Genomic DNA, 13,562 nt, shown 5'->3' on the forward strand with positions numbered 1-13,562 from the left:
GCAATGTTGCGCTGCTGAACCGGGACCCAGCGGCCGCGGTTCGCTGTCGCCGTGGGTCCCGGCTCAGCGGTACGGCGCCTGTGCGCTGCGCCGCGTCCGGGACACGAGCACATCGCCAGCTCCGTCACTTGAACTTCAACCCGACCACGCGCACGAGGCCATCGGGCATTTGCCGGTAGCCATCGAGCTTCTTCGTGTGCGCGATCAGCAGCGTGCGGTGATAGATGTAGATAATCGGCAAATCGTCGAGCAGGATCTTGGCCAGCCTTGCGTAGATAGCTTTGCGCTCCTCGACATTGGAGGTGGCTCGCCCCTCTTCCATCAGCTTGTCGGCCTGTGGGTTGGAATAGCCGCCGTCGTTCTGCGGCGCCTTGCTGCGCATGAAGATGTAGGAATTGCCGTCGGGGTCGATGCGGCCGCTCCAGTTGATCTGGAATATCTGGAACTCGCCGGCCTGGGCCTGCTTGAAGGTAGTCGCGAATTCGACGGCGCGGATCTTGATGTCGAAGCCGGCTTCCGCCGCCATCGACTGAACGACCTGTGCGACGGCCTCGTTCTCCGCGCCCTTGGGGATCATGTAGTCCACCGTCACAGGCGTGGTGACGCCAGCTTCCTTCAACAGTGCCTTCGCCTTCGCGATGTCGCGACCGTGGACCGGAAACGCCTTCTGGTAATATGGATGCGTCGGGCTGACCCATTGATTGCCGGGCGTGAATTCGCCGTTGAAGACCACCTGGTTGAGCGCTTCGCGGTCGATCGACAGATCGAGCGCCTGGCGGACCTTGGCCGACTGGCTCAGCGGTCCCTTGTTCTTGTCGTTGCCGATGTTGACGGTGAGGCCGTAATAGCCGAGCTCGGGCGCCGTCGACAGCACGAGGCGGGAATCGGCGCGGACGTCCTTGATATCGGTGGCGAGCACGCGCTCGATCAGGTCGAGCGCACCGGACTTCAGGTTCGCAAGCCGCACCGTCGCGTCGACGATCGGCAGAAACACGACGCGGTCGATACGGATATTGTCCTTGTTCCAGTAGTCGGCAAATTTCTCGAACACCATTCGGTCCTGCTGGACGCGCTCGACAAACTTGTAGGGACCAGCGCAGACCGGATGCAGGCCGAACTTGTCGCCGGCTTCCTTCGCCGCCTTCGGCGAAACCATCATGCCGGAGCGATCGGTGAGCTGCGCGATCAGGGGTGAGTAGGGGGTCTTCAGCACCAGCTTGATGGTGAGGGGATCGACCACCTCGACATGGTCGACGCTGGCAAGCTCCGATTTGCGGAACGAGCCGGGCAGCGTCATGTGGCGCTCGAGCGAGAACTTTGCGGCCTCCGCATCCAGCGGCTCGCCGTCGTGGAATTTGACCCCCGGGCGGAGCTTGATCATCATCTCCTTGCCGTCGGCCGAGGTCTCATGGGACAGCGCGAGCTGCGGTACGATGTTGAGCTTCTCGTCGATGTCGAACAGCTTGTCGCAGATGGCGGAGAACACGATGCGGCCGACATAGGTGCGGCCGACACTGGGATCGAGAATGTCAGGGTCTTCGGCGATGCCGATGCGAAGCGTTGTCTGCGCCTGGGCGGTGCCCACGAGCGACGTCAGCAAGGCCGACGCCAGGATTGTCAAACGCATGAAGCTCATCGCTCTCAACCTCTGTTTCACCCCTGTGCGGGGGGCTCCCCAACTGAACTAACCCCGCCGCCGCGTGCTGCTTCCGGCCCGCCGCTGAAGGCGGCGACCAATTTTTCCAGGACCGGCGAGAAGCCGCCGTCCATGGGAACGATCGCCGCGGAGGACGGCAGTTCCGACGTTCGGTGGCAGGCCGTTGCATGTCCAGTGCCATCCGGCACGAGCTGCGGCATCTCAGTGCGGCAGCGCTCGATCACATAGGGGCAGCGGGTGTGAAAGCGGCACCCCCGCGGCGGATTGAGCGCGCTGGGAATCTCCCCCTGCAGCACAATCCGGCTGCTCTTTGCCCGCGGTTTAGGCACGGGGATCGCGGACAGCAGCGCGCGGCTGTAGGGATGGCGCGGTGCGGCGAACAGCGCGTCGGCTTCCGCGGTCTCGACGATCTGGCCGAGATTCATCACCGCTACGTGGTCCGCGATGTGCTTGACCACGGCGAGGTCGTGCGAGACGAAGATGTAGGCGAGGCCGAGCCGGTCCTGGAGCGCGCGCAATAGGTTCAGGATCTGCGAGCGGATCGAGACGTCGAGCGCCGAGACCGGCTCGTCGCAGATGATCAGCTTCGGCTCGACCGCGAGCGCGCGGGCAATCGCGATGCGCTGGCGCTGACCGCCGGAGAATTCATGCGGATAGCGTCGCGCGAGGCGCGGCTCCAGCCCGACCAGCCGCAGCAACTCGGCGACGCGCTCGGCCCGCCGCGTCGCCGGAACGAGTTCGTGCAGCGCTAGCGGCTCGGTCAGGATCTGGCCGACCGTCATGCGCGGATTGAGCGAGGCATAAGGGTCCTGGAAGATGATTTGCGCTTCACGCCGGAAGGCGCGCAAGCCGCCGGCATCGAGCGAGAGGAGATCGCGGCCGTCGAAGCGAACCGTACCGGCATCTGGTTCGATCAGGCGCAGCACCAGGCGGCTGACGGTGGACTTGCCGCAACCGGATTCGCCGACGAGCGCCAGCGTCTTGCCGGCTTCCAGCGAGAAGGACACGCCATCGACCGCTTTGACATGCGCCAGCGCCCGGCCGAACAGCGAGCGCTCGGCGACGAAATGCTTGACCAGGCCTTCGACCTCGAGGAGAGCGGTCATCGTTTGCGATCCCCACGAAACCCGAGTTCGTGTCCCGGGCGCAGTGCAAAGCGGAGCTTTGCGCTGCTGAACCGGGACCCAGTCTGTCGCGGCATGGGCCCCGGTTCAGCGCTGCACCACTGCGCTTCGCTTGTGCTGCACCGCGCCCGGGGCAGGAGTGGAGAGAGCAGCGCCATCACGACACCAGCAGTTCGAGTGGCGCGCGGATGCAGCGCGAGAGGTGACCGGGGCTGACCTCGATCAGCGGCGGCGGAGCCTTCGTGCAGGCGTCCAGCACGAAGGGACAGCGTGCGGCGAAGCGGCAGCCGGCGGGCGGCTGCGCCATGTTCGGGACCATGCCTTCGATCGTCGCAAGCTGCTCGGCGCGCTGGTCGAGCCGTGGGATCGAGCCGAGCAGGCCGACGGTGTAAGGATGCTGCGGCGCGGAGAACAATTCATCCACAGGCGCGCGCTCGACGATCGCGCCGGCATACATCACCGCGACCTCGTCGCAGACCTCGGCGACGACGCCGAGATCGTGGGTGATCAGGATGATGGCAGCGCCGCTTGCGGCCTTCAACTCGCGCATCAGCTCCAGGATCTGGGCCTGCAGGGTGACGTCGAGCGCAGTGGTCGGCTCGTCCGCGATCAGGAGGCGCGGATCGCAGGCGAGCGCCATCGCGATCATCACGCGCTGGCGCATGCCGCCGGAGAGCTTGTGCGGATATTCGTCGATGCGCCGCTCGGGCGAGGGGATGTGGACGCGGCGCAACAGCTCGATCGCCCGCTCGCGCGCGCTCTTCCGCGAGCCACCGCGGTGGCGCAGAATGGTCTCGATGACCTGGTCGCCGATGGTGAAACTCGGGTTGAGCGAGGTCATCGGCTCCTGGAAGATCATCGCCAGCCGGTTGCCGCGCAGATCGCGCAACGTCTGGGCCGGGGTCTTCAGCAGGTCAAATCCGTCGAAGCGGATCGCGCCTGATATCTCCGCGCTCTGCTTCGGCAGCAGGCCCATGATAGCCAGCGACGTCACGCTCTTGCCGCAGCCGGACTCGCCGACGAGGCCGAGGGTCGCGCCATTGGCGACGCTGAGATCGACGCCGTCGACTGCGTGAGTGACGCGGCCGTCGTCGCCATGAAATCGTATACGGAGATCGCTGATCTCGATGAGGGGGCTCGCGCTCATGATTGCCCTGCGCGTGATGCTGCGATGCTGGCGTCGATGACGCTGCGATCGGTGTTGCCGGCCGGGTTCTGCCGCGTCGGCATGGAGGCGCGGAAGTGCACCCAGAGCTCATGGCTGACCCGCTCGAGCCGTTCGAGCTCGCTGAGCGGATCGGGATGATCGTCGGCGCGAATGTCCAGTGCCGGCCATTCCTCCTGGCCATGGATCAACAGCGCCGCCGACTGCTTGCCGCGCTTGTCGCCGCCGGCGGCTTCGCCTGCGCGCATCGCAGCGAGCAGGCGGCGCGGGAAGGGAAGGCTGTCATTGGCGATGTAGGTCTTGGCCGTCTCGTCGAGCACGTCGGCGCCGGTGAGCATGTTGCCGGCGATCGAGAAGCCGCTGCCCGTGACGTGGCCGCACCAATCGATGCAGTCGCGCCCGGTATGCGCGGCGATTGCGCCGCTGGCGTCCATGATATGGACCTGGCGGCTGTCGCGGCCGTCATCGGTCGCCAGCAGCGTGGCGAGCACGTCGTGGGCGTTGAGGCCCTCGCGCAGCAGCTTGACCCCATCGATGCCGTAATAGGGATTGACGAAGGCCTGCGTTGCGATCGCGCCGAGGCCGGCCGCGATATACGGCACGCGCGCGCCAACCGCGAAGAACCGGGTCGCGACAGCGATGCCGAACAGGCCGGTGGCAGGATCGCGCGCGATGATCGACCAGGTCATGTGCTGCCTTCAGCGCCCCGCGGCGTAGCCCTGCATGCCGCGCGGATTGGCGGCGGCGCGCCGGCGTACCCCGACGCGCGAAGCCGCGGTGAGGCGCCCTTCCGACCAGTCGGGACCGACCTCAACGATATGCCCGCGCCCGCGCAGGTTCTCGATTGTCGCCTTCGGCACGCGGTTCTCGACCACGAGGACGCCGGGCCGCGCGGTGCGCGGCCAGAACGAGATCGGGAAATGCTCGGAATGCCAAGCCGGCGCATCGATCGCTTCCTGGAGATTGAGGTTGCAATGGACGTGGCGCAGGAAGAATTGCGTGATCCACTGGTCCTGCTGGTCGCCGCCGGGCGAGCCCCAGGCGAGGTAAGGCTCGCCATCGCGCAGCGCCATGGTCGGAGAGAGCGTGGTGCGCGGCCGCTTGCCCGGCGCGAGCGCGGCGGGATGGCCTTCCTCCAGCCAGAACATCTGGGCGCGGCTGCCGAGGCAAAAGCCGAGCTCGGGAATGATCGGCGAGGATTGCAGCCAGCCGCCCGACGGCGTCGCGGACACCATGTTGCCGTCCCTGTCGATGATATCGAAATGCACGGTGTCGCCGCGCACCTCGCCGAAGCGGCCCACGGTCGGCTCGCCGGCGCCGAGCGCACCGACGGCCTCACGCTGGCCCTCGGCGCGGCGCAGCTTGACCACGCCGCCAAAGCCCTCGACTGAGCCGGGAATGAAATCGAGCGAAGCCTTGTCGGTGACGAGCTTGCGGCGTTCGTCGTTATAGGCATCCGACAGCAGCGTCGCGATTGGAATCTCGTTGAACTTGGGATCGCCGTAGAACTTTTCGCGGTCGGCGAAGGCGAGTTTTGCGCATTCGATCTGGAGATGGATGAACTCCGGCCCGGTCGGCTCGAGCCCGTCGAGCGCGAAACCCTTCAGCAGCGCGAGCTGCTGCAGCGTCACCGGGCCCTGGCTCCAGACGCCGGCCTTGCAGACAGTATAGCGGCCGTAATCATAGGTGAGCGGCGCTTCGATGGTCGGCTGCCAGCGCGCCATGTCGTCGGCGGAGAGCACGCCGCGATGCGGGGAGCCACTGACGTCCATCACTTCCTGCGTCCGGCAGAACTTGTCGATGGCTTCGGCGACGAAGCCTTGCGACCAGGCTTTTCGCGCGCGCTCGATCTCGGCATCGCGGCCACCGCCGCCGCTTTCCGCTTCGCTCAGGATCCGGGCGTAGGTCGCAGCCAGCGTCTTGTTGGTGAAGAGCGTGCCGGGCTTCGGCACCGCGCCGTTCGGAAGATAGACGGCGGCCGATGTCGGCCAGTGCTGGCGGAACAATTGCTCGACTGTCTGGATCGTGGCGCAGGCGCGTTCGACCAGCGGATAGCCGTCGCGCGCATAGGAGATCGCGGGCTCCAGCACGTCGCGCACGCGCATCGTGCCGTAGTCGCGCAGCAGCATCATCCAGGATTCGAAGGTGCCGGGGACGCAGGCAGCGAGCAGGCCAGTGCCCGGCACCATGTCGAGACCTTCGCTTCTGTAGTGAGCGATGGTGGCGCGCGCGGGCGCAGGGCCCTGGCCGCAGATCACCTCGGTGCGGCCGCTCTTGATGTCATGCACGATGATAGGCACGTCGCCGCCGGGGCCGTTCAGATGCGGCTCGACAATCTGAAGTGTGAAGGCAGTCGCAACGCCGGCATCGAAGGCATTGCCGCCCTTCTCCAAAATACCCATGCCGACCGCGGTCGCGATCCAGTGCGTGGTGGCAACGACCCCGAACGTGCCCTCGATCTCGGGCCTCGTCGTGAACGGATCGGGATTGATATTGCTGCCCATGGGCCTTCACCACCTTATTTCCGGCGCGCGCAATTGATCACAGCCGATGCCGCGCCGCCAATGCGCAGGCCGCATGGCACGCGCGCGTCACGCCGGGACCGGCGCGGTGTTGACCGCGTGGCACGCGACGCCGTCGATCAGTTCCGGGATTTCCTTGCGGCAGAGATCGAACGCCAGCGGGCAGCGCGGATTGAAGGCGCAGCCGGAGGGCGGATTGATCGGGTTCGGAATCTCGCCCTTGACCGGAATGCGCTGCCGGCCGCTCATGGCGAGATCAGGCACCGCGCCCAGCAGCATCTTGGTGTAGGGCATGCGCGGACGGGCGAACAGCTCGCGTCCTTCCGCGATCTCGACGATGCGGCCGAGATACATCACGCCGACGCGGCTCGCCATGTGGCGCACCACGGCGAGGTTGTGGCTGATGAACATGTAGGTCAGGCCGAACTTGTCCTGGAGATCGCGCATCAGATTGAGGATCTGCGCCTGCACGGAGACATCGAGCGCCGACGTCGGCTCGTCGCAAACGATGAACTCGGCATCCGATGCGAGCGCCCGGGCGATCGCGATGCGCTGGCGTTGGCCGCCGGAGAATTCGTGCGGGTATTTCAGCCGGTCGTCGGGGTGCAGGCCGACGAGGCTGAGCAGCTCGCCGACGCGAGCCTGGATGTCGCGCTCGCCCTGGATCAGGTCGAAAGCGCGGATCGGCTCGGAGATGATGGCATCAACCCGGAAGCGCGGGTTCAGGCTCGCATAGGGATCCTGGAAGATCATCTGAATGCGGCGGCGCAGCTTCCGCCGCGCTGGAGCTTGCCGCGGATCTGTCATGGAGACGCCGTCGATCAGCACGTCGCCGGAGCTTGGCGGCAGGAGACCAACGACCATCCGCGCTACCGTGGTCTTGCCGGAGCCGGACTCGCCAACCAGGGCAAACGTCTCGCCCTTCCTGATGTCGAAGGTGACGTGATCGACGGCCTTGAGATATTCGAGATGCCCGCCCTCGAGCACGCGATTCAGCCAGGGTTTTGAGACGTCGAAGACGCGGCGCAGATTGGTGGCCTGGACGAAGGGCATGCTCATGCCGCGCTCTCCGCCGGCAGGTTGTCATAGAGATGGCAGGCGACCGATTGCGCGCCGCGCGGCAGCGGCTCCGGCCGCTCGACACGGCAACGATCGAAGGCGAACGCGCAGCGCGGATTGAACGAGCAGCCGCGCGGAATCGCCGACAGGCGCGGCATCGAGCCCGGGATCTGCACCAGCCGCTTGTCCTCGCCGGCAAGCGTCGGGATCGCGCCCATCAGGCCTTTGGCGTAAGGGTGCAGCGGGTTCTTCACAACGTCCTGCACCGGGCCGATCTCGGCGATGCGGCCGGCATACATCACCGCGACGCGGTCGGAGGTTTCGGCGATGACGCCCATATCGTGGGTCACCAGCATCACGGCGGTGCCGTGATCGCGTCCGAGCCGTTTGATCAGCGAGATGATCTGCGCCTGCACGGAAACGTCGAGGGCGGTGGTCGGCTCGTCCGCGATGATCAGCTCCGGCTCCGCGCAGATCGCGAGCGCAATCACGACGCGCTGGCGCATACCGCCGGAGAATTCGTGGGGATAGCCGTCGATGCGCTTTTCCGGCGCGGGGATGCCGACCTCGGCCAAGAGGTCGATGGCGCGGCGGCGGGCGGCCGTTTCGGAAAGATTGAGATGGGTGCGAATGGTCTCGACGATCTGGTCGCCGACCCGGTACAGCGGATTGAGCGATGTCAGCGGATCCTGGAAGATCATGCCGATGCGCTTGCCCCTGATACGGCGCATCTCCTCCGGCGGCAGATTGTCGATGCGCAGCCCCGCCAGATGAATCTCGCCGCCAGCAATGCGGCCGGGCGGATCGATCAGGCCGATCACCGAGAGGCCGGTGACGGACTTGCCGGCGCCGGATTCGCCGACGACGCCGAGCACCTCGCCCTTGGCGATGTCGAAGGAGACGCCGTCGATGGCGCGCAGTGTGCCGCGGCGGGAGGCGAACTCCACGTGCAGATCGCGTACGGAAAGGACGGGTTCGGTCATGGACGAGGCGTACTCATCGAAGCTTCGGGTTAAGCGCGTCGCGCAGCCAGTCGCCGAGCAGATTGATCGACAGGATCAGCGCGGCCAGCGCGAGCCCGGGGAAAGCGACGATCCACCATTCACCCGCGAACAGGTAGTTGTTGCCGATGCGGATCAGGGTGCCGAGCGAGGGCATGGTGTCGGGCAGGCCGACGCCGAGGAAGGACAGTGTCGCCTCGGTGATGATGGCAAGCGCGAGGTTGATCGTGGCGATGACCAGGATCGGGCCCATCGTGTTCGGCAGCACATGCCGCAGCATGATCTTCGGCGCGGGCAGGCCGATCAGCTGCGCGGCGGCCACGTAGTCCTTGTTCTTCTCGACCATGACCGAGCTGCGCACGGTCCGGGCGTAGCCCACCCAGAAGCTCAGGCCGATCGAGATCACCAGCACCGCCAGCATGCTGGTGGCGTCCAGCCGGTTGCCGAGGATCGATTTCGCGATGCCGTTGACCAAGAGCGCGATCAGGATGGCAGGGAAGGTGAGCTGCACGTCGGCGATCCGCATGATCACGCTGTCGACTGCGCCTCCGAAATAGCCGGCGATCAGGCCGAGCGCGATGCCGAGCGCGCCGGCGAAGATCACGCCGGCCACACCGACGGCGAGCGAGATGCGCATGCCGTAGAGGATGGCGGATAACACGTCGCGGCCCTGCTCGTCGGTGCCGAGCAGGAACGGGCTCTGACCATCGGCGGTCCAGAGCGGCGAGATCCGCGAATTGATCAATTGGAGCTGGGCCGGATCGAACGGGTTCTGCACCGCAAGCACGGATGCAAAGATCGCAAGCAGGAAGAACAGGACCGTGATGGCCGCTGCCACCATGGTGAGCTTGGAGCGCCGGAACGAATAGAAGAGGTCGCTGTCGAGCGCGCGGCTGAACCAGCCGTGGGCGGCATGCGTCGGCTGCGCGCCTTGCTTGTCGGAATTGGAAACGACTGCGTCGGACATGCAGGGTGCCTTATGCGGCGCGACCGACGGTCGAACGCAGGCGCGGATCGACCACCGTGTAGAGGATATCGACCACCAGGTTGATGGTGACGAAAATCAGCGAGACCATCAGCAAATAGGCGGCCATGATCGGGATATCGACGTTTTGCACGGCCTGCACGAACAGAAGTCCCATGCCCGGCCATTGGAACACGGTCTCGGTGATGATCGAAAATGCAATAACCGAGCCAAACTGCAGTCCGGCCACGGTGATCACCGGAATAAGAGTGTTCTTCAGCGCGTGGCCGAAATGGATGGCGCGGGTGGTCAGCCCCCGGGCGCGGGCGAAGCGGATATAGTCAGTTCGCAGCACCTCCAGCATCTCCGCGCGTACCAGCCGCATGATCAGGGTCATCTGGAACAGGCCGAGCGTGATCGAGGGCATGATCAGCGCCTTCAGTCCGGACAGCGTGAGCAGGCCCGTCGTCCACCAGCCGAGCTTGACCACCTCGCCGCGGCCGAACGAGGGCAACCAGCCCAATGTCACCGCGAACAGATAGATCAGGAGGATGCCGATCAGGAACGTCGGCAGCGAGATGCCGATCAACGAGATCGCCTGGAATAACTTAGCCAGCACGGTGTCGCGCTTGAGCGCGGAATAGACGCCCATGAGGATGCCGAACACCATCGCGAACACGGTCGCGCAGATCGCAAGTTCCAGCGTCGCGGGCATGCGCTCGCTGAGCAGCGCCGAGACTGGTTGACGAAACTGGTAGGAGACGCCGAACTTGAACTGCGCGGCATCGGCGAAATAGCGCACGAATTGCACCGGCACGGGATCGTCGAGGCCGAGCGACTTGCGCACGATCGCGCGCTCGGCCGCCGAGGTGTCAATGGAGACGATCTGGTTGACGGGGTCGCCGGCGAAGCGGAACATCGAGAACGCGATGATGCCGACGGCGAACATGACGCCGATGGCCTGAACGGCGCGGCGAAGCGTGAAAGCGAGCATGCCTTCCACTTTCCTTGGGTCTGCATACGGCCGACGTCCTTGTCAGCCGGAAAAGGAAAGATCCCGGAAGCCTGACTCTGCCGGGACCTCGTGTTCAAACGACGCTATTCCTTCTTGGTCGCCCAGTGGAACATGACGAGATTGTCGGCACGCTGCGGCAGGTTGACCTTCTTCGAGACGCCCCAGGCCAGCGCCTGCTGGTGCAGCGGGATGTAGGACCAGTCCTTGTTACCGATTTCGTAGGCCTGCTTGATCAGCTGGTTGCGCTTGGCGGTGTCGGTTTCGACCAGCACCTTGTCGGTGATGGCATCGAACTCCTTGTTGCAATAGCCGCCGAGATTGGCCTCGCCGCGCGAGGATTTCGCATCGTCGCGGCAGCCCATGATGTCGTAGAGCACGTTATGGGAGTCCATCGTGCTCGGCGTCCAGCCCAGGAGGTAGAACGAGGTCTGGTAGCCGCCCTGCTTCAGCACCTTGGCGAAGTACTGCGCCTTCGGCTGCGCCAGCAGATTGATCTTGACGCCGATGCGGGCGAGCATGCCGACGACGGCCTGGCAGATCGCGGCGTCGTTGACGTAACGATCGTTCGGGCAGTCCATGGTGACCTCGAAGCCATCGGGGTAACCGGCCTCGGTCAGGAGCTTTTTGGCGCCGTCAGGATCGAATTTCGGCCGCGTGAACTCCTTCGACAGGATGAACAGTTCCGGGGCGATCATCAGGGCCGACGGTGTCGACAGCCCGCGCATCACGCGCGTCTTGATCAGCTCGATGTCGATCGCCTTGTAGAAGGCCTCGCGGACACGGACGTCCTTGAAGGGGTTCTTGCCCTTGATGTTGGAGTAGAGCAGCTCGTCACGCATCTGGTCGAAACCGATAAAGATGGTGCGCAGCTCCGGCCCCTTCAGCACCTGGGCATTCGGGCTGGAGTCGACGCGGGAGATGTCCTGGATCGGCACCGGCTCGATGACGTCGACTTCGCCCGAGAGCAGCGCGGCGACGCGGGTGGCGTCGGAAGAGATCGGGGTGAAGATGATCTCCTTCAGATTGCCTTCCATCTTGCCCCAGTAATTGGGATTGGCCTTGAACACCGTCTTCACGCCGGGCTGATGGCTTTCGATGATGAAGGGACCGGTGCCGTTCTCGTGCAGCGAGGCATAGCTCGGCGTGGTCGCCGCCACCGGCGTCGGATCGACGACGTTGTTCTCCTCGGCCCATTTCTTGTCCATGATGTACCAGACATCCCACGAGTTATGCAGGATGGGATTGGGCGAGGGCAGGACGAAATCGACGGTGTAGTCGTCGACCTTGACCACCTTGACGTCGGGGGCAAGGCGGGTCTGCATGTTCGACCCCTTCTTGCGGACGCGGTCGGCCGAGAACAGCACGTCATCGGCGGTGAAGGGGTCGCCATTGTGGAATTTCACGCCCTTGCGCAAATGGAAGCGCCAGCGCGTCGGCTCCGGGGTTTCCCAGCTTTCCGCCAGCGCCGGGATGATCTTGAGATCCTTGTCGCGCGCGGTGAGGCCCTGATAGACGTGGCCGAGATGGGCGTGGGTGGTGCTCTCGTTCAGGGTATAGGGATCGAGCGACTTCAGGTCACCCTGGTTGGCATAACGTAGCGTCTGGCTCGACGCAGGCGAGGCCGCCAACGCAAGCGTACCGGCGAGCGTCGCCGCAAACAGACTTCGACCGACTGACATTCTTGACCCTCTCCACACCGCCACGCCGGTGATTTTTGATTGTTCGGCGGGGCTGACTGATCCATGTTGCCCAGAGTTCTCGACCCGTGCAAGCGCCATTCCAGCAAGGAACGCGCCAAGTTGCACCGCTGTGCAGCAATGCTGCCCGTGTCGCCCGGCATGGAGGACCGCGCCTTTCGACTTTGGTTGACCATACCGGCTGATTGCAGGACCGGGCATATCGCGCCGGCATCAGGTCGCTTGCGTTGCGCCGCAACTCGCGGCGATACTCCGACAGGCCGCTCGAATCTCATATGGAGGGGACATGAAGGTTAACATCGAAATCGACTGCACCCCCCTCGAGGCCCGCCAGTTCTTCGGTCTGCCTGACGTGGCGCCGATGCAGACGGCGGTGATGGACAAGCTGCAGCAGCAGGTTCTCAGCAATATCGAGAAGGTCTCGCCGGAATCCCTGATCCAGAGCTGGTTCACCTTCGATCCGAAGATCGCCGAGCGGTTTCAGGACATGTTCGTCGCGATGGCCGGCCTGGGTGGCACGCGCAGCAACGACAAGAAGAAATAGTGCAGTCCTGGCGGGACGGGGCGCAGGATCCGGGCCGGCTTCGTCCGCCGGGTCTCGGCCTGCTGCTCGCCGAGGCCCGTGGGCTATTCGAGTTGAATGCGAGCCTGCTGCTGTCGCCACTCCTGATGCGCGCGCCGAGGGGCGACGGCCATCCGGTGCTGGCGCTGCCGGGTTTTCTCGCCAGCGATCTCTCGATGGTGCCGATGCGGCGTTATCTCAGCGAGCTCGGCTATGAGGCACATGCCTGGCGGATGGGCCGCAATCTCGGCGGGCTCGGGCGGATGCGGGATTCGCTGCGCGCCCGTCTGGCTGAAATCCATGCCGCCACGGGGCGCAAGGTCAGCCTGGTCGGATGGAGCCTTGGCGGCGTCTATGCCCGCGATCTCGCACTATGGGCACCCGATAGGGTCCGTTACGTCATCACGCTCGGCAGCCCTTTTGTCAACGACGTGCGGGCGACCAACGCCACGCGGCTTTACGAGGCACTGTCCGGCGAGAGGGTGGAGGATTTTGCGGAAGCGCGTGAGGCGATTGCCGGCGAGCTGCCGGTGCCGACGACGTCGATCTATTCGCGGGCTGACGGCGTCGTGAACTGGCGAACCTGTCTGCTCCGCCCCTCCGACCGCGCCGAGAATATCGAAGTGCACCTGGCAAGCCATATCGGGCTCGGGGTGAACCCGGCGGCGCTGTGGGCCGTGGCGGACCGTCTGGCGCAACCGGAGGGGGAATTTTCGCCATTTGACCGGGCCGGGCCGTTTGCCATTGCATATGCCCCGCCGGAACAGGCAGTATCGGCCTGACGAGAAACGCCGCC

Annotated in this window: 12 protein-coding genes; 2 read left to right on the plus strand and 10 right to left on the minus strand. The window is 65.1% G+C overall.

The features are described 5' to 3' along the window. Nucleotides 1–124: 124 nt before the first annotated feature. From YU9_RS0101650 to YU9_RS0101695, 10 genes are all read right to left on the minus strand, one after another. Nucleotides 125–1,636, minus strand: a complete 1,512-nt coding sequence (locus YU9_RS0101650) for an ABC transporter substrate-binding protein (protein WP_027571204.1) — start codon at nt 1,634–1,636, stop codon at nt 125–127. Between the two features lie 17 nt (nt 1,637–1,653). Further along, entirely contained in the window at nt 1,654–2,763 is a 1,110-nt protein-coding gene (locus tag YU9_RS0101655) for an ABC transporter ATP-binding protein (RefSeq protein ID WP_027571205.1), read from the minus strand. A gap of 175 nt (nt 2,764–2,938) precedes the next feature. Continuing rightward, nucleotides 2,939–3,928 (minus strand): ABC transporter ATP-binding protein, encoded by a 990-nt coding sequence (locus YU9_RS0101660; RefSeq protein WP_027571206.1) that lies wholly within the window; start codon nt 3,926–3,928, stop codon nt 2,939–2,941. Beyond that, nucleotides 3,925–4,635, minus strand: a complete 711-nt coding sequence (locus tag YU9_RS0101665) for a DUF1028 domain-containing protein (RefSeq protein WP_027571207.1) — start codon at nt 4,633–4,635, stop codon at nt 3,925–3,927. Before YU9_RS0101665 ends, YU9_RS0101660 begins: the two co-directional genes overlap by 4 nt. A 9-nt stretch (nt 4,636–4,644) precedes the next feature. Then, on the minus strand, nt 4,645–6,450 hold the full coding sequence (locus YU9_RS0101670; protein WP_027571208.1) for a gamma-glutamyltransferase family protein: 1,806 nt from the start codon (nt 6,448–6,450) through the stop codon (nt 4,645–4,647). Nucleotides 6,451–6,537: 87 nt separating this feature from the next. Next, complete coding sequence (locus YU9_RS0101675) at nt 6,538–7,527, minus strand: ABC transporter ATP-binding protein (RefSeq protein WP_027571209.1); 990 nt, start codon at nt 7,525–7,527, stop codon at nt 6,538–6,540. Further along, the gene (locus YU9_RS0101680; protein ID WP_027571210.1) at nt 7,524–8,510 is read right to left on the minus strand and encodes an ABC transporter ATP-binding protein; all 987 of its coding nucleotides are present in this window, start codon (nt 8,508–8,510) and stop codon (nt 7,524–7,526) included. The genes YU9_RS0101675 and YU9_RS0101680 overlap by 4 nt, the downstream gene beginning before the upstream one ends. Before the next feature lie 13 nt (nt 8,511–8,523). Continuing rightward, nucleotides 8,524–9,495, minus strand: a complete 972-nt coding sequence (locus YU9_RS0101685) for an ABC transporter permease (RefSeq protein WP_027571211.1) — start codon at nt 9,493–9,495, stop codon at nt 8,524–8,526. Nucleotides 9,496–9,505: 10 nt separating this feature from the next. Further along, the gene (locus YU9_RS0101690) at nt 9,506–10,486 is read right to left on the minus strand and encodes an ABC transporter permease (RefSeq protein WP_027571212.1); all 981 of its coding nucleotides are present in this window, start codon (nt 10,484–10,486) and stop codon (nt 9,506–9,508) included. Between the two features lie 104 nt (nt 10,487–10,590). Then, nucleotides 10,591–12,186, minus strand: coding sequence for an ABC transporter substrate-binding protein (locus YU9_RS0101695; protein ID WP_027571213.1), 1,596 nt, complete (start codon nt 12,184–12,186; stop codon nt 10,591–10,593). A gap of 304 nt (nt 12,187–12,490) precedes the next feature. Here YU9_RS0101695 and YU9_RS0101700 point away from each other — a divergent pair, with 304 nt between their 5' ends. Together YU9_RS0101700 and YU9_RS0101705 are read left to right on the plus strand one after the other, a co-directional pair. Next, nucleotides 12,491–12,748: a DUF6489 family protein gene (locus YU9_RS0101700; protein ID WP_027571214.1), complete on the plus strand. Its 258-nt coding sequence runs from the start codon at nt 12,491–12,493 to the stop codon at nt 12,746–12,748. Next, on the plus strand, nt 12,748–13,548 hold the full coding sequence (locus tag YU9_RS0101705) for a triacylglycerol lipase (protein ID WP_027571215.1): 801 nt from the start codon (nt 12,748–12,750) through the stop codon (nt 13,546–13,548). Before YU9_RS0101700 ends, YU9_RS0101705 begins: the two co-directional genes overlap by 1 nt. Nucleotides 13,549–13,562: the final 14 nt, after the last annotated feature.

The organism is Bradyrhizobium sp. WSM1743 (genome assembly GCF_000473065.1).
Taxonomy (GTDB): Bacteria; Pseudomonadota; Alphaproteobacteria; order Rhizobiales; family Xanthobacteraceae; genus Bradyrhizobium.